This is a genomic window from Selenomonas sputigena ATCC 35185, from assembly GCF_000208405.1.
Lineage (GTDB): Bacteria > Bacillota > Negativicutes > Selenomonadales > Selenomonadaceae > Selenomonas > Selenomonas sputigena.
Genome location: NC_015437.1, coordinates 1,884,184 through 1,902,231 on the forward strand (window position 1 = coordinate 1,884,184; position 18,048 = coordinate 1,902,231).

Genomic DNA, 18,048 nt, shown 5'->3' on the forward strand with positions numbered 1-18,048 from the left:
CCTCCTATGCCTATTTGCCCAACGTGCTCACACTGGAATCGAATGCCTTCATATCGTTTTCGAACGAGAAGCCCATGTCGGCTGCCGTGACCTCCGTCGGAGAAAGCTCGACGCCCTCCTGCAGGTTCGTCAGACCTTCGACGACGACGAGATCATTCGCCGAAATGCCATCCTTGATGATGTAGAAGCTGCCCACCTTGTCGCCGAGCGTCACGGTACGCGCCTTCGACTTGCCGTCCTCCATGACCATCACGAAGGACTTGTCGAGAAGCTGCTGCACGGCACGCTCGGGCACGAGAATGGCATTCGGCACCGTCTGGCCCGAGATCTTCACGCGTGCGAACATGCCGGGCAGCAGAAGGCCGCCGGGATTGTCGAAGAGCGCCTTGATCTTCAAGGTTCCCGTATTGTCCTTCAAGGCGCGATCCGTCTCAACGATGCGCCCGTCGATCGGATATGCCGTACCGTCCGCAAGCGTCAGTGACACATGCGCCGAAGGAGCGCCCTCGCCGCGCATGGCGGCGCCCATGAACTTCAAGTAATCCGTCTCGCTGATGCTGAACGTCGCGTAGACGGGATCGTTCGTGCCGACCGTCACGAGCGTCGTATTGCCCGCCGTTACGAACGTGCCGACGGCAACATCGTCGACGGCGAGCTGCCCCGTCATCGGCGCGTAAATCGTCGTGTCGGCAAGATCCTGCTGCGCGCGGCGAAGGAGCGCTGCGTTCGCCTCAGCCGCCGACTCGTAGGCGCTGACGTTCGCACGCTGCGTCGCCACCGTCTGCTCCGGAATCGCTGCTGCCTCGTAAAGAGCCTCATAGCGCGAGAGATCGACGCGCGCGTTGCTCAAGGTCGCCTCCGTCTGTGCGAGCGCTGCCTGCGCCTGCCAGACAGCGGACTCGTACTGACGCGAGTCGATGCGATAGAGCGCCTGTCCCGCTGTGACGAAGTCGCCGCCCTTCACATACTTTTCGACGACGGCGCCCGAAACCTTCGACTGCACCTTGACCTCGTCCTTGCCCGCAATCTGACCCGCATACTCGCTCGTGATCGGTGCATCCTGCTGCATGGCCTTCATGACCTTGACCTGCGCCGGTCCCTTCTGCATGCCCTGCTGTCCGCCGCAGCCGCTCAAGAGCACGGCGAAAGAGAGAACGGATGCCGCCAAAAACATGGAAAAACCGACCGTTTTCTTCTGTAGGAAAAACAAGATTCCTCTGCCCCCTTCTTCCCCTCGCCTGCTTTCCGAGACTGCGGGGCGCTTCAAAAATTTTTTACCTTTCGGAAGGGCAAAACCGCCCTTATAACTCTCAATAGTATATGAACAAAATGGAAAAGTCAAGAAAAAGAAAAGGCAGGGCAAGCCGTGAAACGACTGCACCCTGCCCTGAGGAAGCGCGAAGAAATTCCGTGCCAATCGGACGGACTTCATCCTATCCGCACCGCCCCGAAAATCCTTATTTCTCCTCGATTTTCCGCTCTTCCATCATCTTCTGAAGACGCCGCATGTCTTCCATCGTCGGCATGCCCTGGATGCCGACTTCCTTAGCGAACTCCTTGAGCACTTTCAAGGACGGCATACCGCCCTTCGCCATCTTCTGCATGCGCTGCATCATCTCGATGGACGGCACGCCGTTCATGCCGACGCCGTGCATCTTTTCCTTCGCTTCGCCATGCTTCTTGTCCTGCGCCGCGATACTCTCAACGCTCATCTCGTTCTCGCCCGTCAGCAGGTACTGTATGCACTCGACCGTCGTCTGCGCGATATTGACCTCCCAGAACTTGCCCGCGACCGTCAGCTCGTACTGCACGCCGTTGAAGGCGACGAGTCCGCGCTCTGCCCAAAGCTCATAGAGCCAGCGCAGGTCTTCGAGACGCTCGTCCATCGCCGTGAGGCGTGAGATTTCCATCCAGCCCTGCTCCAACATGCTGACGGCGCAGTTGGAAAACGGCTGGATCTCCGACTGCTTGACGAGACCCATGATGGGCTTCTGATTGCTCGCCACGAGCATGGCGTAGGGCTGCAGCACGCGATGCAGCATGACGGCGTAGCCTTCGAGGAAGCCGCCTGCACTGCTGCCGAAGGGGAACATCGGCACGCCCTTCTTCGCAAGCGCGTTGTAGAGACTGCGCTCGCGGTTGCTGCTCGCCCAGTGGCACATGCTGAGCTGACGCCAGCCGCGCTTCTTCATGTAATCGTGCGCGAAAGCGTACATCTTCGCCTGCTCCTTCGTCGTCGCAGCAGGATCGAGCTTGCCCTCGGCGATGCGCTTGTTGAGGTCGCTTCCTTCAAAGACGTTGAGCTGGTAGAAGTCCGCGCCGTCGATGCCCGAGGCAATGAGATCGTCGAGATCCTGCTGCCAGACCTCCATCGACTGACCGGGCAGACCGAAGATGAGGTCGAGCACGACCGAGCACTGCTCGTAGGACTTCAGAAGTTTGAGCCGTTCGAGGACTTCCTCCCTCGACTCGATCCTGCCCTGCGACTGACGCACCTTCGTATCGAAGGACTGCACGCCGAGCGAGATGCGGTTGACGCCGTTCGCGAGCCACGCCTCGATCTTCTCGGGCACGAGGTCATGGATGCGGCCTTCGAGCGTCAGCTCGTAATCATTTGCCAAGGGCAGGACACGGCGCAGCGTGCTGAGGACGCGCGCGGCATTTTCCGCCGAAAGCGACGTCGGCGTGCCGCCGCCGATGAAGACGGCGTGTATGAGACCGCCCTTGAGGCGCGGCGCGTCCGCAGACGCCTCGATCTCTTCGATCAGAGCCTCGACGTAGTCATCCTCCGCCGACTGATGCGCGGCATTTTGGAAAAAGCCGCAGTAGAGGCACTTCGTCTTGCAGAACGGGATGTGGATGTACGCCGCCTGCACCTCGCCCTTCTTCGCGGGCGTGTTCATGATGCGCAGCCACGTCTCCTGCGCCTCAGCGGGCGGCACGACCTCGCCGCGCACGCCTGCATGAACGACGCGCTTTCTCGGGAACGCTTCCGTCAGCGGGTCGTTCGCCGCTCTGCCGAACTGCAGCTCGCGCTGCTCCTCGGTATCGGCATCGAACATATCTTTCAATTTATAAGCCATTACGCTTCACCTCATGAAATCTTCGCCATCGTCTCCTCGGCGAACTTCTTCGCCGCCGCCAAATCCGCCTCGTCAGGATGCGTCGCCGCCTGGGCATGGAGTGCATCGCGTTCGGGCGACTGGCCGTGGACATGACCCTTCGGGAACTGCTTGTACATCATCTCAATGACCTTGGGATCGACAGCGCCCTGGCAGATAAACTTGCCAACAGGCGTCTTGCCCTCAGGCAGAAGCTCTGCCGCCTTGTCCAAGCTCTCGGCTGCATGAGGCGACTTCGGATTCGCACCGAGCGTCGCGAAGAGCGCCACATGCTTGTTCCTCAGCTTCGGCAAAAGATCCGCCGTCGCCTTGTCCGCCGTGCCGCGGTCAACCCAGAAGCCGACGAATACACAGTCGTAGTCGGCGAGATCGGCGGGCACGTCCTTGATGGAGACCGCCTCGGTTCCTGCGGGCAGGCCGCTCGCAATCGCCTCACCGACCTTCTTCGTGTTTCCCGTAAGGGACGAATATACAACAATCGTACGCATAGAAAATTCTCCTTTTTCTGAATGTAATTCATGAATATACTTGACTTGACATTCATATTATAACATATAATCCCGCAAAGGGAAGAGGCGAGAAGAAAAATTTCTCTAACCTTTCCTCCCGCCATCCTCTGCGGTCTGTACTGCTTACCTTTGCTCGCGATGCTTCAAAGTCAGTTCAGGTAGAAGTTCACAGGCGTCGAAACCGTGACGGTCTGCCCCGTCGGATTCGGGAAACTGCCGACCGCACGCGCCGCCTCAAGCGCGGCATCGTCGAGGATGTCGCTGCCCGATGAACTGCCGAGCGAGACGCTGACGATGCTGCCGCTCGTGTCGATCGTGCATACAACCGACGCCGATCCCTCCAAGCGGCGCTTGATCGCCATGTAGGGGTACTGCTTGTTCGCATCGATCGCCGCGCGGAAGCCCGCCGCATCGAAAGGCGACGTGCCCGTACCCGAAACATTGCCATCGCCCGAACCTTGACCTGCACCCGAACCTTCGCCGTAGCCATGTCCGTCACCCGTCCCCGAGCCGGAGCCGGAACCGCTGCCCGAGCCTGTACCGCTTCCCGTGCCCGTGCCGCTACCGGTGCCTTCGCCTGTACCGCCTGCCGACGAGGCAGAAGGGGCGCCGCTCGACGGCGCGCTCGTCGTCGGGCTGGGCGTGGGCGACGGCACCGCGTCGGGAGTCTGTACGGGCGCAGGCTCCGTTACGACCGGCTGTGTCTGCGTCTGCGCCTGCTGCACCGTCTCCACACGCTTTGCCACTTCTTCCGGCTTCAGCGGCTCAGGAAAGGCAGCCGCGCCGCCGCCCCCGCCTTCATGCCCGCTGCCCTGGCTGAAGTTCGAAGTCGCGAGATCGACCACATAGGTCTGCTGCTCTTTCTCCGCGACGATTTCTGCCAGACCGATGGCAAAAAGTACGGCGATGACAACGTGAAGCAGGGCGGAAGCAATGTACGCTTTTTTCCATGAAAGGTTTTGCTCCATATCTTCTTCCTTCCCTCATTCACTTTTGTTCAGCGGCAATCGACAAGCGCGTCACCCCGGAAGTCTTGAGCATGTCCATGACGGCGACGACCTGACCGTGCGCCGTACGCTTATCCGCCTGCAGAACGACCGCCGCATTGGCGTTCTCCTGCATGTGCTGCTTCATGATCGTCGCCGATTCCTGAATGCTCACAGGCTTATTGTCGATCGTGATGTGCCCTTCCTCGTCGAGCGTCATGATGATCGGCAGCTGTGCGGGTGCGGACGCACTCTGCGCCTGAGGCAGCTGCACGGCAAGCGCCTTCTGCGCGACCGTCTGCAAGCTGTTCATCATGAAGAACACGAGAAGGAAGAAGATGATGTCAATCATCGGGATGATCATAAAGACCGGCTTTTTTCCCGTGCGATGCTTACTGAAGTTCATGCCTCATCCCAACTTTCTTTTTTCGCCCCGATGACGGTCGAGCAAAGGCGCTCCGTGTCCGTAACGAGCGTATCGAGCTGATGGTCGAAGTACGTGTAGAAGCAGAAGGCGATGATCGCCACGCAGAGACCGCTCGCCGTCGCGACGAGCGCCTCGCCGACGCCGCCCGTGATCGCCGCCGCGCCGCCGCCGTTATCCAGCACGCTGAAGGTCTGGATCATGCCCGTGACCGTGCCGAGGAGACCGAGGAGCGGTGCGATCGTGACGATGGCACTGAGGTAGTCGAGGTAGCGATGGAAGCTGATCGACTCCATCGACATGCGATCTTCGAAGGCGCTCTTCATCGCTGCTTCCGACTTATCATGCGCCATGCCCTGTTCGATGACGCGGCTCAAAGCCGAAGGGAACTCCGAGCAAAGCTGGCGCACGACGTCCCAATCCTTCGATGCCGCAGCATGGTAGACGCCGTGGAAGAAGGTCTTCGATCCCTTGCGATTATTGCGGAAATAATAGAACCTCTCGACCGCAATCGCCAATGTGATCAGCGAGAGGATGAGCAGCGGATACATGACGAAACCGCCGCTGTTAAAAAGGTGAATAAAGTTTTCCATTTGTCAACCACTCCTTAAAAATTAAAAATATTCTTGGCCGCTGCATGAAGTCAAGCTTCGCCGTAAATCATGCAGCGCCCCTTGCCAACTTAAAACATCAGAAAGTCATTCTCATGCCGAGACGGTAGATGCGCCCGCCCAGACCGAGATAGGGATCGTACGTGTTGAAGACATTCGTGATGCCCGCATAGACCGTCGCGTTCTTCGTGACGTCCTTTTCGAACATCAGATTCCAAACACCATAGTTTTTCTCGCGGGCAAGCTTCTCGCGCGTGAAGTCGTGCTGAATCCCGCCCTTCACATGGGTATTTGCCTCAGTTTCCGTGGGGAAAAGATGATACACTTCGCCCGTATTGGGATCCTTAAATGTATAATGAGGCGTCTCCGTGATTGTATTGCCATTTGCATCCAGCAGCCGTCCCGTAATGATGCGGTCACGAATATCAAGGTAGTTTCGCGTATAGTCGCCCCAGAAAGTAGCACGCCAACCGTTCTTGCGGTCGTTGTAGTTCAGGGCGAGGTTGAACATGTGACGGCCACGCCCTTCAAGGCGCTTTCCCGACTGACGATCATAAGCGTCGAGATAGGTATAGCCCGCCTTGATACTAAAATTGCTCGAAAACTCGTGTGTCACCTCCGCTTCAATGCCTTGCGTACGTGCCTTGGAGATATTCTTATAGGTATAAACATCGTCGGTAGCAGGAACGTTTGACACCATCGACATTTCATCTAAGATATTGTCCTCAATGTACTGCCAGTCGGGAGCGGATTCAACCATGGCTACTAGGGTGTCATAGTCATACGATCCATATAGGCTCGGATAACGTGTCAGCGGATCATAATATGTGCGGCCATAGAGGTTCTTGCTCTGCTTCTCTCCTATATACATGATCTGCATATAGTCCTTATAATCATTGCGGAAGAGCGTGAGCTTCGCGCTCGTCTTCTTGCCAAAATCCTTTTCGACAGAAACATCCATATTGACCGCCTTTTCCGGCTTGAGCTCGGGATTGCCCTCAAACAGCCAGCCGTTGCGGATCGGCGGCTTCGGATTCAGCGACGGCTCGTACATCTCCCAGTCATGGTAAAGCTCGGCGATGCCTCCTGTCGCGAAGCTCGTGCCGATGTTCGCCTTGACGCGCAGGTCAGGACGAACCTTGTACGTCGCACCGATGGACGGTGAAAGATTCACGCCGAAATGACTGTGATTTGTGTAGCGCAACGAGGGTACGACGAGAAGGTTCTTCCCGACCTGCCAACTGTCCATGACATAGGCGCTGTAGTAGTTCAGAGAAGTTTCATAAATATTGCCAGTATAGGAACGTATATTGGGATCCGACGGATCATCCGGATTCGGAAAGCTATATTTTCTTGTTTCTTGACGCGCCTCCTGCCCATTTATTCTGATACGCGTTCCCTCACCGCTTTCATCATGATAGTCCGCACCGACAGTCACATAGTGCTTGTCATTCGCCATGAGACCGAGCGACGCCTCCAGAACCTTGTCCTTACGATTGAAAACATCAAAATAGAAATGATGATAGGGAATGCCCCTGCCAAAGACACGATAAGTTACGTCGGAATCATGTTCTGTCGAATAGAGACGTATGCGATAGTCCGCACGACTTGTCTGCTTCTTCCAGTCAACGCTGAAGTTATTGCGCCATGCATCCTCTGCCGCCATCATGTCGATCACTCTGCCGCGCGTGAACCTTCCGAGTGTCGTATCCTTCTTCAAATCCTCCGTCTGATGATCCGCAGAAATCGTAAGCGTTTCATCCTTGCCAAGCGTAAACTCGACGCGCGCCCCCATCGGATTACGCTTGCCATAGTACTGCATAGATGTCCCATCGTTATCGTAAAGAAAAGGGGCGGTCTTGTTCTGTCCATAGAAGAAGTCCATGTACGTCCCGCCTCCGAGATCGCCCGTAGCATAACTAATGTTGTGGTTATACTGGCTGCCGCCCTGATCGAGCCACGAGCCTTCCGTCATCAGTTTGACGCCCGCCTTATGCGGCATCTTCGTGACGATATTGATGACGCCGCCGATGGCGTCCGCGCCGTAGCGTGCCGTGCCCGAGCCGCGAATGACCTCGATGTGGTCGATGTTGTCGACGCCGAGACGGTTTGCCTCGTCCGTCGCGCCGTAGAACTTGCTAAGACCGCCTGCAAGCCGCCTGCCATCGACCAGGATCAATGTGTGGCGAGCCTCCGCGCCGCGAATAGAGATCGTCTTGCGCCCCATGTTGTCCGTACCCATCTGGATGCTCTGCTCGGCAGCCAGCGCGTCGGAGAGCGTGCGCGCCCCCTTGCGGTCGAGATCCTCTCGCGTGATGATGGTCTTCGTCTCCGGCTCCTCCTTGAGAAGTTCCTTCTCATAGTTCGCCTCGACATTGACGGCGTCCGTCGTCACACGTTCTGAAGAAGAACCATTGTCCCCCCCCGCTGCACAAAGCGCTGAAGATCCCCAAAGCATCCACATCGCTGCACCAAGTGCCGCATACTTGCGCTTTCTCAGCCTGTTCCCCATTCTCATTCCATTGCCTCCATTCGCAAAGGTGAACGGCGTACATCCTTGAACGCCATTCATTATTATAAATAACATTAATGATATGCTCTGTATTTTAGCATTGAGGATAAGGATTGTCAATATCTTTTTATGCTTTTTTCGAGAATATTTTTCTTTCTCCTTATAGAAAACAAACCGATTTTTCATAAAATAAGCAGGCAATCTTCAATAAATATGCATTATTTCAAATTATATCGCGATAATCGAAAATATATCCTAGCCAGTTTTTTTCGATATTTTCAGGTTCCCCATTTTCATCTTATATAAACAATATTTATGTAGCATAGAAATCCTCGCAGACGTAGGATGTATTCGCAGCGCAAAACAAACGAGGCTGCACACAGGTCTTTCCAGACCTATGCACAGCCTCTTCCTTCAGATATTTATGGACTTTTCAAAGCTTCTTCATCTTGCGCAGCGCTTCTCGCGCAGCGCCCTGCTCAGCTTCCTTCTTGTTGCGTCCCTTGCCCGTGCCGTAGACCGCATCGTTGATGCGCACGGCAAACTCAAAAGTCTTGTCGTGGTCGGGTCCCGTTTCCGTCAGAAGCTCGTAGGCGATCTTGCTGTCGACGTGCTTCTGCACGACTTCCTGCAAGGTCGTCTTGTAGTCTTTCATATTCTCGCCGCTGTCGATGGTCAGAAGCTCATCGTGCAGCTGCTTGAGGACGTAGTCATACGCCGTTTGCCAGCCGCGGTCGAGGTAGATAGCGCCGATGACCGCCTCGAAGGCGTCGGCGAGCATCGACGGGCGATGTCCGCCGCCCATCGACGCTTCGCCGTGACCGAGCAGCAGGTATTCGCCAAGCTCGAGCTCCGCCGCGCGCCTTGAGAGCGTCGCCTCGCGCACGATGGAGGCGCGCGCCTTCGTCAGCTCGCCTTCGGGACGGTTGGGAAAGCGCTCGAAGAGGTAGGTGCTCGTCGCCAGTTCCAGAACGGCATCGCCCAGAAACTCCAGGCGCTCGTTGTGCACAACGCCCTTGTTTTTCGCCTCGTTTGCGTAGGAGGTATGCGTGAGCGCTTCATGCAGCAGCACGATGTTCTGAAACTCGATGCCGAGATGGTCGGAAAGCTCTATGAGAGCTTCCCGGCGCGTTTTGGACAAAACCTCCGCCGCCTTTTTCATGCCTGGAACTTCTTGAGTACGAGGCAGGCGTTATGACCGCCGAAGCCGAAGGAGTTGGAGATCGCCGCGCGCACGGTCTTCTGCTTCGCCTTGTTCGGCACATAGTCGAGGTCAAGCCCCTCGTCGGGGGTTTCGTAATTGATCGTCGGCGGCAGCATGTCGTTTTCTACAGCGAGCGCCGTCGCGATGCACTCGACACCGCCGGCGGCACCGAGGAGATGCCCCGTCATGGACTTGATGGAGCTGACGGAGATATCCTTCGCCGCCGCGCCGAACGTCGTCTTGATCGCCTCGGTCTCACCCTTGTCGTTCATGTGCGTCGACGTGCCGTGCGCGTTGACATAGTCGATGTCAGCGGGCGTAAGCCCCGCATCCTCGATGGCGCGCGTCATGCACTTCGCCTGATATTCGCCGTGCGGCGCAGGGCTTGTGACGTGGTAGGCGTCGGCGTTCGCACCGTAGCCGACAAGCTCGGCGTAGATGTGCGCACCGCGCTTCTCGGCATGCTCCAGGCTTTCCAAGACCACGAGCCCTGCGCCCTCGCCCATGACGAAGCCGCTGCGGTCTTTGTCGAAGGGGCGCGAGGCATGCGCAGGATCGTCGTTGTGATCGGCGCAAAGAGCCTTCATCGCGCAGAAGCCCGCGACGGCGGCCTCCGAGATGCTCGCTTCCGTACCGCCGGCGACGGCGACATCCGCCTTGCCGATCTCAATGGCGCGGAACGCATGACCGATGCAGTCCGTACCCGTTGCGCAGGCCGTCACGATGCACGCCGAAGGACCGTGCAGGCCGTAAGTGATGGCGACCTGCCCAGCCGCCATGTTCGCAATCATCATCGGGATGAAGAACGGGCTGATCTTCGACGGCCCCTTGTCGAAGAGTTTCTGGTACTGGCTGTGCATCGTTTCGATGCCGCCGATGCCGGCGCCGATGAACGTGCCGATGCGCTCCCTGTCCTCTTTTTCGAGATCGAGCTTCGCATCCTCGATGGCAAGCTTTGCCGCTGCGACAGCGAACTGCGTATAGCGATCCATACGCTTCGCTTCCTTCTTGTCGATGTACGCGGCAGGATCGAAGTCCGTGACCTCGCCCGCGATCTGCGCGTGGCAGCCCGATGCATCGAAATGCGTGATCTTATCGATGCCGTTCTTTCCTGCAAGAAGCGCCTGCCAGAAGGCTTCCTTGCCGATGCCGATCGGCGTGATCGCACCCAGGCCCGTTATGACTACACGATTGCTCAAGCTATGACACCTCACTCTGTCTTTCCATAAAAACTATTTCCTCTGTCTCATGAAACTTTCTAACCGATGGCCGCAACCTCGGCGGTCAGTCGGCGGAAGATCTCCTTGACCGAAAGAATCTCCTTGATGCGGGAGATGTACTCGCCCGTGAAGACGAGTCCGGTTTCCACATCGCCTTGCTCGGCACGAATGAGCGCACGGATGATGCAGAAATTGTGCGCGCATTCCTTGAGACAGTTGTCGCACTGCTTGGGCGGCACATTGCCCTTGAGGATGCGCTCCGCGAAGGGGTTGCGGACGGCTCGCCCCGGCAGCCCCACGGGGCTGTGGATGAGGACGACGTCCTCGGGCTGCGCCTTCAAATAAAACTCCTTCAATGCGGGAGCCGCATTCGATTCCTCGCTCGCGGCGAAGCGCGACCCCATCTGCACGCCGTTGGCGCCCATCTTTATGAGATCAACAATGTCCTGACCCGTGAGAACGCCGCCCGCCGCTATGACGGGGATGTCTACGGCTTTGCGGATGTCGGGTATCAGTTCGCGCACGGAGGTGTCCGTACCGAGGTGACCGCCGGCTTCCTTGCCTTCGACGACGATCGCCGAGGCGCCAAGACGCTGTGAAATTTTCGCAAGTTTAACAGAGGAGACAATGGGCACGATCGGCGTTCCCGACTCCTTGCCCAGACCGAACACGTCGCGCGAAAAGCCTGCGCCTGCCACGACGAGGTCGATGCCCTCGCTGATTGCCGTCTTCACAACTCGGGCGAATTCCCGCGCCGCCACCATGATGTTGATGCCGATGACGCCCTTCGTCAAAGAGCGCGCCAGTCGGATCTCATAGCGCAGTTCTTCATCGCTCAAGCCCGAAGCGGCGATGAGGCCGATGCCCCCCTGACTGGCCACAGCGGCCGCCAGTTTTGCCGTCGATAGGCGAATCGCCATGCCACCTTGAATGATGGGAATCTTTGCTATCTTTTCGCCAATTTTCAGCTCCGGAAGCTTCAACTTCACTCCTCCAATCGAGGGAAGTTCTGATATCTGATCTTCCCTAGAATATTTCTCTTCCTTGAGAAAATCCCGTGAAGAAACTTCACGGGATTTTCTTCAAGAAAGGCAAGACGAGCACAGGGTTTTACTTGCCCTCGTCTTCTTTGTGCTGGTCAATGTAAGTTACGACATCCTGAACGGTCTTGATCTTTTCCGCTGCCTCGTCCGGAATCTCAATTCCGAACTCCTCTTCGAATGCCATGATGAGCTCAACGATGTCCAAGGAATCTGCTCCCAGATCGTCAATAAAAGTAGAATCGATGGAAACCTCGTCCGCTTCAACGCCGAGCTGCTCCACAACGATATCTTTCACTTTATCAAAAGTCGCCACTACAATTCACCTCCCTCCGTTGCCTCTTCTCGGGATTCACTGCCTTTTTCAATGTTTCCCTCTATAATTTATATCACATGACCATGCCGCCGTCTACATTGACGACCTGTCCCGTGATATAGGACGCTTGATCCGATGCGAGGAAAAGGACAGCGTTCGCCACATCCTCCGGCTCTCCCATTCTGCCGAGCGGGATGTCCGTGAGCATCTTCTCCTTGACCGATTCCGGCAATCCCGCCGTCATATCCGTGCCGATGAAGCCCGGAGCGACGACGTTGACCGTGATGCCGCGCGAAGCGAGCTCTTTCGCCGCCGACTTCGAGAAGCCGATGACACCCGCCTTCGCCGCTGCATAGTTCGTCTGTCCGGCGTTACCCACGAGGCCGACGACAGACGCCATATTGATGATGCGGCCCGCGCGCTTCTTCATCATGAGCTTGGAGACCGCCTTCGTGCAATAGAACACGCCCTTGAGGTTCGTATCCAGAACCTTCGCGAAGTCCTCGTCCTTCATGCGCATGAGCAAGGTGTCGCGCGTGATGCCCGCATTGTTCACAAGGATGTCGATCGCGCCGAATTCCTTGACCACATCGGCGATCATCGCCTCGACAGCCGCGCTGTCCGCAATGTCCGCCTGGCAAAGGATCGCCGTGCCGCCCGCCGCCTCGATAGAGGCCTTGACTTCCTCGGCGGCCTTGACATTGCCCGCATAGTTGATGGCGACACGCGCACCCTCAGCCGCGAGGCAGAGGGCGATGGCGCGTCCGATGCCGCGCGATGCGCCCGTCACGAGCGCCGTCTTGCCGTCTAAAAGCATATTAGCGAACCTCCTTGAAATAGTCAAGCGTTTTTTGCAAAGTTTCCAGATTTTCGACGTTCATGCTCGTGAGTTTGCGGTCGATGCGCTTGTTGAAGCCGCAGAGCGTCTTGCCGGGGCCCGCCTCGACAAAGGTGTCCGCGCCGAATTCCTTCATCTTCTCAACGCAGTCCTCCCACTTCACGGGGCTTGCCGCCTGCTTGACAAGACTCTCCTTGATGTCCGCCGCCTTCGTGAGGATCTCAGCCGAGACATTGGCGACGACGGGAATCTTCGCATCGCGAATCTCGACCTTGTCAAGTTCTGCGGCAAGCTTTTCCGCCGCCGGCTGCATCAAGGTGCTGTGGAACGGCGCGCTGACGGGCAGAATCACGCTCTTCTTCGCGCCCGCCTCGCCCAAGAGAGCCGCCGCCTTCTCGACGCCCGCCATCGTTCCCGCGATGACGATCTGCCCAGGGCAGTTGAAGTTGACCGCCTGCACGGCACCGACGTCCGCCGAGACCTTCTCGCAGACCTCGACGATCTTTTCGCGCTCAAGCCCCATGACGGCTGCCATGCCGCCCTCGCCGACCGGGACGGCTTCCTGCATGAAGGAGCCGCGCTTATGGACAAGGAGTACGGCATCGGAGAAGTCGAGCACGTCGGCTGCGACGAGCGCCGAGTATTCGCCAAGGCTGTGTCCGCCCGTGATCTCGGGCTGGATTCCATGCTCCTTGAGGATCTCGTTTGCGATCACGCTGACGGTGAGGATCGCCGGCTGCGTGTTCGCCGTCAGGCGCAGATCCCCTTCCGGGCCATTGAAGCACATCTCCATGATGGAGTAGCCGAGCGCCTCGTCCGCCTCACGAAACAATTTCTTCGCCACATCATACTTCTCGTAGAAATCCTTGCCCATGCCGACCTGCTGAGCGCCCTGCCCCGGGAATACGAATGCGAGCTTGTTCATCGAACCGACCTCTCTTTCCTTTAGGAATGGCTGATACATTCAGCCAGCCAGCTTCACGCATCTGCGCAAATCCGGACGGCTTCATTTTATCAGCACTTCCTTAGCGTGAACACCTCTTCTTTGCCTTTATTTGCAATGCGCCTCAGCGCCGCTGACGGCGCCGGGCAACCCCTCCACGATGTTATGGATGATGTCTGCTACGGGCAGAATATCATCGAGCATGCCCGAAATCTGTCCGATCATCACGGAGCCGTTCTCGACGTCGCCCTTGTGCGTCGCGAGGTTGAGCTTGCCCGCGCCAAGCTTGTCGAGTTCTTCCGTCGAAGCGCCGCTCCGTTCCATCTCTTCGAACTCGCGCGTGAGCTTGTTCGCGAGGACGCGCACGGGATGCCCCGTCGAGCGCCCCGTGACGACCGTCGAGCGATCGCGCGCCTTCAAGACGAACTTCTTGTAGTTTTCGTGCGCGATACACTCCTTCGACAGGACGAAGCGCGTGCCCATCTGCACGCCCCATGCACCGAGGGCGAACGCCGCCGCCATGCCGCGCGAATCGCCGATACCGCCCGCCGCGATGACAGGAACATCGACGGCGTCGACGACCTGCGGCACGAGCGCCATCGTCGTGATCTCGCCGACGTGACCGCCCGACTCCGTACCCTCGGCAATGAGCGCGTCGACGCCCGTCCGCACGAGGCGCTTGGCAAGCGCGACGGAAGCGACGACGGGGATGACCTTGCTGCCGATCTCCTTGAGCGCCGGAATGTACTCGCCGGGATTTCCCGCTCCCGTCGTCACGACGGGCACGCGCTCGTCGACAACGACCTGCATGACTTCCTTGACGAAGGGCGACATGAGCATGATATTGACGCCGAACGGCTTCTCTGTCCAGCCCTTGCACTTTTGAATCTCCGCGCGCAGGACGTCGGGCGGCATGTGTCCGGCGCCGATGATGCCAAGCCCTCCGGCGTTCGAGACGGCAGAAGCAAGCTCCGCCGTGCCGATCCAAGCCATGCCTCCCTGGAAGATTGGATACTTTATCCGCAGCATCTGACAAATACGATTTTCTTCAAACATCCCTTATCCTCCTATACACCCATCTCACGACCGGACGGCTTCTGCGGCCGGCTCTTCCCCGTTCGCCGCAGGACACTTCCCACTGTCGTCCAAGGCCGCTTCGCGTGCCAGATTTTCCTTGATATGCGCGAGGACGTCGCTCTCCACGTAGTCCTTGGCGACGCGTATGGCGCTCGCGATGGACTTCGCGTTGGACGAACCATGCGCGATGAGGCAGCAACCGCGCACACCAAGAAGGGGAGCGCCGCCGTATTCCGACACGTCAATCGTCTTGCCGAGCTTCTTCAGCGCCGGCAGCAACAGGAACGCGCCGAGCCTCGCGAGAATCCCGCCGTTCTTCACGGCGTCCTTCGCGAGACGCACGAGCGTCTTCGCCAACCCCTCCGCAAATTTTAACACAACATTGCCGACAAATCCATCACAAACGACGACATCGAAATTTCCCTTGGGAATGTCGCGCCCTTCCGCATTGCCGCAGAAGTTCACCGTCGTCATGGACTTCAACAGCGGGTACGTCGCCTGCGCCTGCTCGTTGCCCTTCGTCTCTTCCTCGCCGATGTTCAAAAGACCGACGCGCGGCTTCTTTATGCCGAAGACATGCTCGGCATAAAGCGCGCCCATGATGGCACCCTGCACGAGATGCTTGGGCTTGCTGTCGACGTTCGCTCCCGAATCGAGGAGGAGCGTCACACCCTTGGGCGTCGGCATCGGCGTCGCGATCGTCGGCCGATCGGCGCCCGCAATGCGGCCGAGGATGAACTGCGCCGCCGCCACCGCACCGCCCGTCGAGCCGGCGGAGAGCACGGCGTCGCAGGCGCCTTCCTTGACGAGCCGCGTCGCGACGACGACGGAGGAATCCTTCTTTCTGCGCACGGCAGTGACGGGGTGCTCGCCCATCTCTATGACCTCGCTCGCGTGCAGCACAGAAATGCCTAAGCTCTGCCAGCCTTCCTCTTTGGCAAGGACCCGCACGATCTTCTTCTCATCCCCGACGAGAACGATCTCGCAGCCATATTCCTTCGCAGCCCGAACTGCACCGAAGACGATCTGCTCCGGCGCATAATCCCCGCCCATGGCATCCACTGCAATCTTCACGAACGATCTTTCCTCCCCAGACACATGCCTCATTCTAGTATCTTCGCTGTCTTTGCGATAATTCCTTTTAGGAATATAAAATAAAAGAATGAGCAGGACATAATCGCTTACATCCTGCTCACCCCTAATTTCTTACTCGTCCGCAGCAACGACTTCTCTGCCATCGTAGTAACCGCACTCGGGGCAAACACGATGGGGCATCTTCGGCTCATGACATTGCGGGCACGAAACGAAGCCGGGAGCCGTGAGCTTCCAATTCGCACGGCGCGAATCACGGCGGGCTTTCGACATCTTACGCTTAGGTACTGCCATTCGGGAAACACCTCCTTACTGTGTGCATCAAATCTTCTGCTTCTTCAAAAGCTGCTCCAAAGCCGCAAGCCTCGGATCGGGCACGGCACGGTCACAGCCGCACTCACCCGCATTGAGGTTTGCACCACATTTCGGGCAAAGCCCGAGACAATCCGGCCGACAAACATTGTGAATCGGCTGAGCAGCAAGAAGCGTATCCCGAATCAGCGGCGAAATGTCCATCTTGTCGTCAACGATAGAAAGACCGCTTTCGTCGTCCGTTCGTCGGACTTCTTCATCAAACGCATAGCTCTCCTCAGCGGAGAAATGCTCAAGGCATCGATCGCAGACGGCTTTTCTTTCGCAGCGCACGCAGCCTGTGAGCCGGTAGGCCTCGCCCGTGTAGAGAATTTCGCCCGTGACCTCGACAGGCCCTTCTATGCGGCAATCCTCCGGCTCGGCGTCAAGCTCTTCTGCCGTCGTGACAAACGAAAAAGAAACGCCCCTGCCCATCGCGGCGTTTGCATCAGCAATACAAACCATCATCATTCTGCATCGACCTCAAGGTATTATAGCAAGGCGTATTTTATTTGTCAAGAAAATGCAGAGAGACCTTCCGCTTTCTCACGCCTGCGGATTCCTGGCATTCATTCTTCCTCGATCTCGCGGCTCGTCAGCAGATACTCAGCCTTGATGTCCGTGCGCAGGTTGAGATCCATGAACTCGCCGTCCATCGTCTGCACGACGGGAAGCGACGCGAGGCGCGACTCGTCGATGTAGATGATCTTGCCCGCTTCGCCGTTCGAAAGCTTGACCCAGTTTCCGTTCAAGGAATGGCAGACGCGGCGGATGAAGCGAAAACCGAAGTCCGTATCGAGCCGCCCATTCATGATGTCGTCCGCTAGGATATTAAACACTTCAAAGGGCGAGCGCTTCTTCGCGTAGGAGCGATCCGACGCCATCGCATCGTACATGTCCATGATGGCGAGGATGCGTGCGAATTCTCCGATCTCTTCCTTGACAAGACCTCTCGGATAGCCCGAACCGTCGCCTCTCTCATGATATTGCAGCACGGCCTCGGCGATCTCCTTGTCCTCGCCCAAGCCGCCCGCCATGATCAGCTCATGTCCGAACTTCGGATGTTCCTGCATGATCTTGCGCTCATCGGGCGTCAAGAAGCCTTCCTTATCGAGCATCGCCTGCTCTATGCGCAAGTTGCCGATAAGGATGAGAAATCCCGCCGTAATCAGGCGCAGCTGATCTTTCTGCGGCATCTTGAGCCACTTGCCCATAAGACCTGCCAAGATGGCGACATGAAGGCTGTGATGGATCGTGTACTCGCCTTTGAGTGTCATGTTGTGGATGTGCGCGACAGCCTTCGCACCCGAGCAGAGCGGCAGGATATTCTGCGCCAAGACTTCCGCCGAATCCTTGTCGACAGAACCGTGCGCCTTTGTGACTTCAAAGAGGGCTTTCAGCTCGATGAAGCACTCGCCATAATCCCTGACATATCCTTCGTCGAGAATCGGCTCCTTCAGCGGAACGGTTTTCGCCGCTGTCCCCTGCGCTCTCTGTGGCATGGAGGCCGAAACTTCTTCCCCGCCCTCTTCCCGAATTTCCACGGAGACGATGTTCCTCTCGGACAAGGAGTCGATCATCTGCTGATTGAGCACCGTGCCTTCTCCCAGGAGGATGGACATATCTTCCTTATATACTGCCTGTCCGACGACCATGCCTTCCTTGAGCTGGTCTACCGCATACTTCTTCAGCATTCCGCCTGCACTCCTTCGTTTGAAAACCAATTCTTACATCCCTAGGTGCACAGTCCCAATTATAACATAAAAATTTTTCTAATGCTACAAATCCTTCATGGATTATGAA

At 57.5% G+C, this 18,048-nt stretch carries 18 protein-coding genes; all 18 read right to left on the reverse strand.

Features of this window, described 5'->3' with window-relative positions; all coding sequences use genetic code 11:
* Positions 1-10: 10 nt before the first annotated feature.
* The 18 genes from SELSP_RS08690 to SELSP_RS08770 all read right to left on the reverse strand — a co-directional run bounded on the left by SELSP_RS08690 (position 11) and on the right by SELSP_RS08770 (position 17,939).
* A complete protein-coding gene (locus tag SELSP_RS08690) occupies positions 11-1,174 on the reverse strand; it encodes an efflux RND transporter periplasmic adaptor subunit (protein WP_155813672.1) in 1,164 nt (387 codons plus the stop codon).
* 283 nt (positions 1,175-1,457) lie between these two features.
* On the reverse strand, positions 1,458-3,083 hold the full coding sequence (hutW, locus tag SELSP_RS08695; protein WP_006191266.1) for a heme anaerobic degradation radical SAM methyltransferase ChuW/HutW: 1,626 nt from the start codon (positions 3,081-3,083) through the stop codon (positions 1,458-1,460).
* A gap of 11 nt (positions 3,084-3,094) precedes the next feature.
* Positions 3,095-3,610, reverse strand: a complete 516-nt coding sequence (locus SELSP_RS08700) for a flavodoxin family protein (RefSeq protein WP_006191265.1) — start codon at positions 3,608-3,610, stop codon at positions 3,095-3,097.
* Positions 3,611-3,780: 170 nt separating this feature from the next.
* Positions 3,781-4,599 (reverse strand): TonB family protein, encoded by an 819-nt coding sequence (locus tag SELSP_RS08705; protein ID WP_006191264.1) that lies wholly within the window; start codon positions 4,597-4,599, stop codon positions 3,781-3,783.
* Between the two features lie 19 nt (positions 4,600-4,618).
* The gene (locus SELSP_RS08710; RefSeq protein WP_006191263.1) at positions 4,619-5,023 is read right to left on the reverse strand and encodes an ExbD/TolR family protein; all 405 of its coding nucleotides are present in this window, start codon (positions 5,021-5,023) and stop codon (positions 4,619-4,621) included.
* Positions 5,020-5,634, reverse strand: coding sequence for a MotA/TolQ/ExbB proton channel family protein (locus SELSP_RS08715; protein ID WP_006191262.1), 615 nt, complete (start codon positions 5,632-5,634; stop codon positions 5,020-5,022). Before SELSP_RS08715 ends, SELSP_RS08710 begins: the two co-directional genes overlap by 4 nt.
* 97 nt (positions 5,635-5,731) lie before the next feature.
* Complete coding sequence (locus SELSP_RS08720) at positions 5,732-8,170, reverse strand: TonB-dependent receptor plug domain-containing protein (RefSeq protein ID WP_013740944.1); 2,439 nt, start codon at positions 8,168-8,170, stop codon at positions 5,732-5,734.
* A 427-nt stretch (positions 8,171-8,597) separates the two neighbouring features.
* On the reverse strand, positions 8,598-9,326 hold the full coding sequence (gene rnc, locus SELSP_RS08725) for a ribonuclease III (RefSeq protein ID WP_006191260.1): 729 nt from the start codon (positions 9,324-9,326) through the stop codon (positions 8,598-8,600).
* A complete protein-coding gene (gene fabF, locus SELSP_RS08730; RefSeq protein WP_006191259.1) occupies positions 9,323-10,567 on the reverse strand; it encodes a beta-ketoacyl-ACP synthase II in 1,245 nt (414 codons plus the stop codon). Before fabF ends, rnc begins: the two co-directional genes overlap by 4 nt.
* Positions 10,568-10,626: 59 nt before the next feature.
* Positions 10,627-11,571 carry an NAD(P)H-dependent flavin oxidoreductase gene (locus tag SELSP_RS08735; protein WP_013740945.1) on the reverse strand — a complete coding sequence of 315 codons (945 nt, stop codon included), beginning with the start codon at positions 11,569-11,571 and terminating at the stop codon, positions 10,627-10,629.
* A 127-nt stretch (positions 11,572-11,698) separates the two neighbouring features.
* On the reverse strand, positions 11,699-11,944 hold the full coding sequence (locus tag SELSP_RS08740) for an acyl carrier protein (protein WP_006191257.1): 246 nt from the start codon (positions 11,942-11,944) through the stop codon (positions 11,699-11,701).
* Positions 11,945-12,017: 73 nt separating this feature from the next.
* Positions 12,018-12,761, reverse strand: a complete 744-nt coding sequence (gene fabG / locus SELSP_RS08745; RefSeq protein ID WP_006191255.1) for a 3-oxoacyl-[acyl-carrier-protein] reductase — start codon at positions 12,759-12,761, stop codon at positions 12,018-12,020.
* A gap of 1 nt (position 12,762) precedes the next feature.
* Positions 12,763-13,707 carry an ACP S-malonyltransferase gene (gene fabD, locus SELSP_RS08750; protein ID WP_013740946.1) on the reverse strand — a complete coding sequence of 315 codons (945 nt, stop codon included), beginning with the start codon at positions 13,705-13,707 and terminating at the stop codon, positions 12,763-12,765.
* 126 nt (positions 13,708-13,833) lie between these two features.
* Positions 13,834-14,781, reverse strand: coding sequence for an enoyl-[acyl-carrier-protein] reductase FabK (gene fabK, locus SELSP_RS08755; protein WP_006191253.1), 948 nt, complete (start codon positions 14,779-14,781; stop codon positions 13,834-13,836).
* A 24-nt stretch (positions 14,782-14,805) separates the two neighbouring features.
* Entirely contained in the window at positions 14,806-15,876 is a 1,071-nt protein-coding gene (gene plsX, locus SELSP_RS08760) for a phosphate acyltransferase PlsX (RefSeq protein WP_013740947.1), read from the reverse strand.
* Positions 15,877-16,008: 132 nt separating this feature from the next.
* Entirely contained in the window at positions 16,009-16,188 is a 180-nt protein-coding gene (rpmF, locus tag SELSP_RS12005) for a 50S ribosomal protein L32 (RefSeq protein WP_009644988.1), read from the reverse strand.
* Positions 16,189-16,215: 27 nt separating this feature from the next.
* Entirely contained in the window at positions 16,216-16,716 is a 501-nt protein-coding gene (locus SELSP_RS08765) for a YceD family protein (RefSeq protein ID WP_006191249.1), read from the reverse strand.
* A 98-nt stretch (positions 16,717-16,814) separates the two neighbouring features.
* The gene (locus tag SELSP_RS08770) at positions 16,815-17,939 is read right to left on the reverse strand and encodes an HD-GYP domain-containing protein (RefSeq protein WP_006191247.1); all 1,125 of its coding nucleotides are present in this window, start codon (positions 17,937-17,939) and stop codon (positions 16,815-16,817) included.
* Positions 17,940-18,048: the final 109 nt, after the last annotated feature.

Bases quoted from the DNA above. Each gene is read 5' to 3' on its own strand.
- SELSP_RS08690 (WP_155813672.1), bottom strand. From the start codon at position 1,174: ATGTTTTTGGCGGCATCCGTTCTCTCTTTCGCCGTGCTCTTGAGCGGC.
- hutW (WP_006191266.1), bottom strand. From the start codon at position 3,083: ATGGCTTATAAATTGAAAGATATGTTCGATGCCGATACCGAGGAGCAG.
- SELSP_RS08700 (WP_006191265.1), bottom strand. From the start codon at position 3,610: ATGCGTACGATTGTTGTATATTCGTCCCTTACGGGAAACACGAAGAAG.
- SELSP_RS08705 (WP_006191264.1), bottom strand. From the start codon at position 4,599: ATGGAGCAAAACCTTTCATGGAAAAAAGCGTACATTGCTTCCGCCCTG.
- SELSP_RS08710 (WP_006191263.1), bottom strand. From the start codon at position 5,023: ATGAACTTCAGTAAGCATCGCACGGGAAAAAAGCCGGTCTTTATGATC.
- SELSP_RS08715 (WP_006191262.1), bottom strand. From the start codon at position 5,634: ATGGAAAACTTTATTCACCTTTTTAACAGCGGCGGTTTCGTCATGTAT.
- SELSP_RS08720 (WP_013740944.1), bottom strand. From the start codon at position 8,170: ATGAGAATGGGGAACAGGCTGAGAAAGCGCAAGTATGCGGCACTTGGT.
- rnc (WP_006191260.1), bottom strand. From the start codon at position 9,326: ATGAAAAAGGCGGCGGAGGTTTTGTCCAAAACGCGCCGGGAAGCTCTC.
- fabG (WP_006191255.1), bottom strand. From the start codon at position 12,761: ATGCTTTTAGACGGCAAGACGGCGCTCGTGACGGGCGCATCGCGCGGC.
- fabD (WP_013740946.1), bottom strand. From the start codon at position 13,707: ATGAACAAGCTCGCATTCGTATTCCCGGGGCAGGGCGCTCAGCAGGTC.
- fabK (WP_006191253.1), bottom strand. From the start codon at position 14,781: ATGTTTGAAGAAAATCGTATTTGTCAGATGCTGCGGATAAAGTATCCA.
- rpmF (WP_009644988.1), bottom strand. From the start codon at position 16,188: ATGGCAGTACCTAAGCGTAAGATGTCGAAAGCCCGCCGTGATTCGCGC.
- SELSP_RS08765 (WP_006191249.1), bottom strand. From the start codon at position 16,716: ATGATGATGGTTTGTATTGCTGATGCAAACGCCGCGATGGGCAGGGGC.
- SELSP_RS08770 (WP_006191247.1), bottom strand. From the start codon at position 17,939: ATGCTGAAGAAGTATGCGGTAGACCAGCTCAAGGAAGGCATGGTCGTC.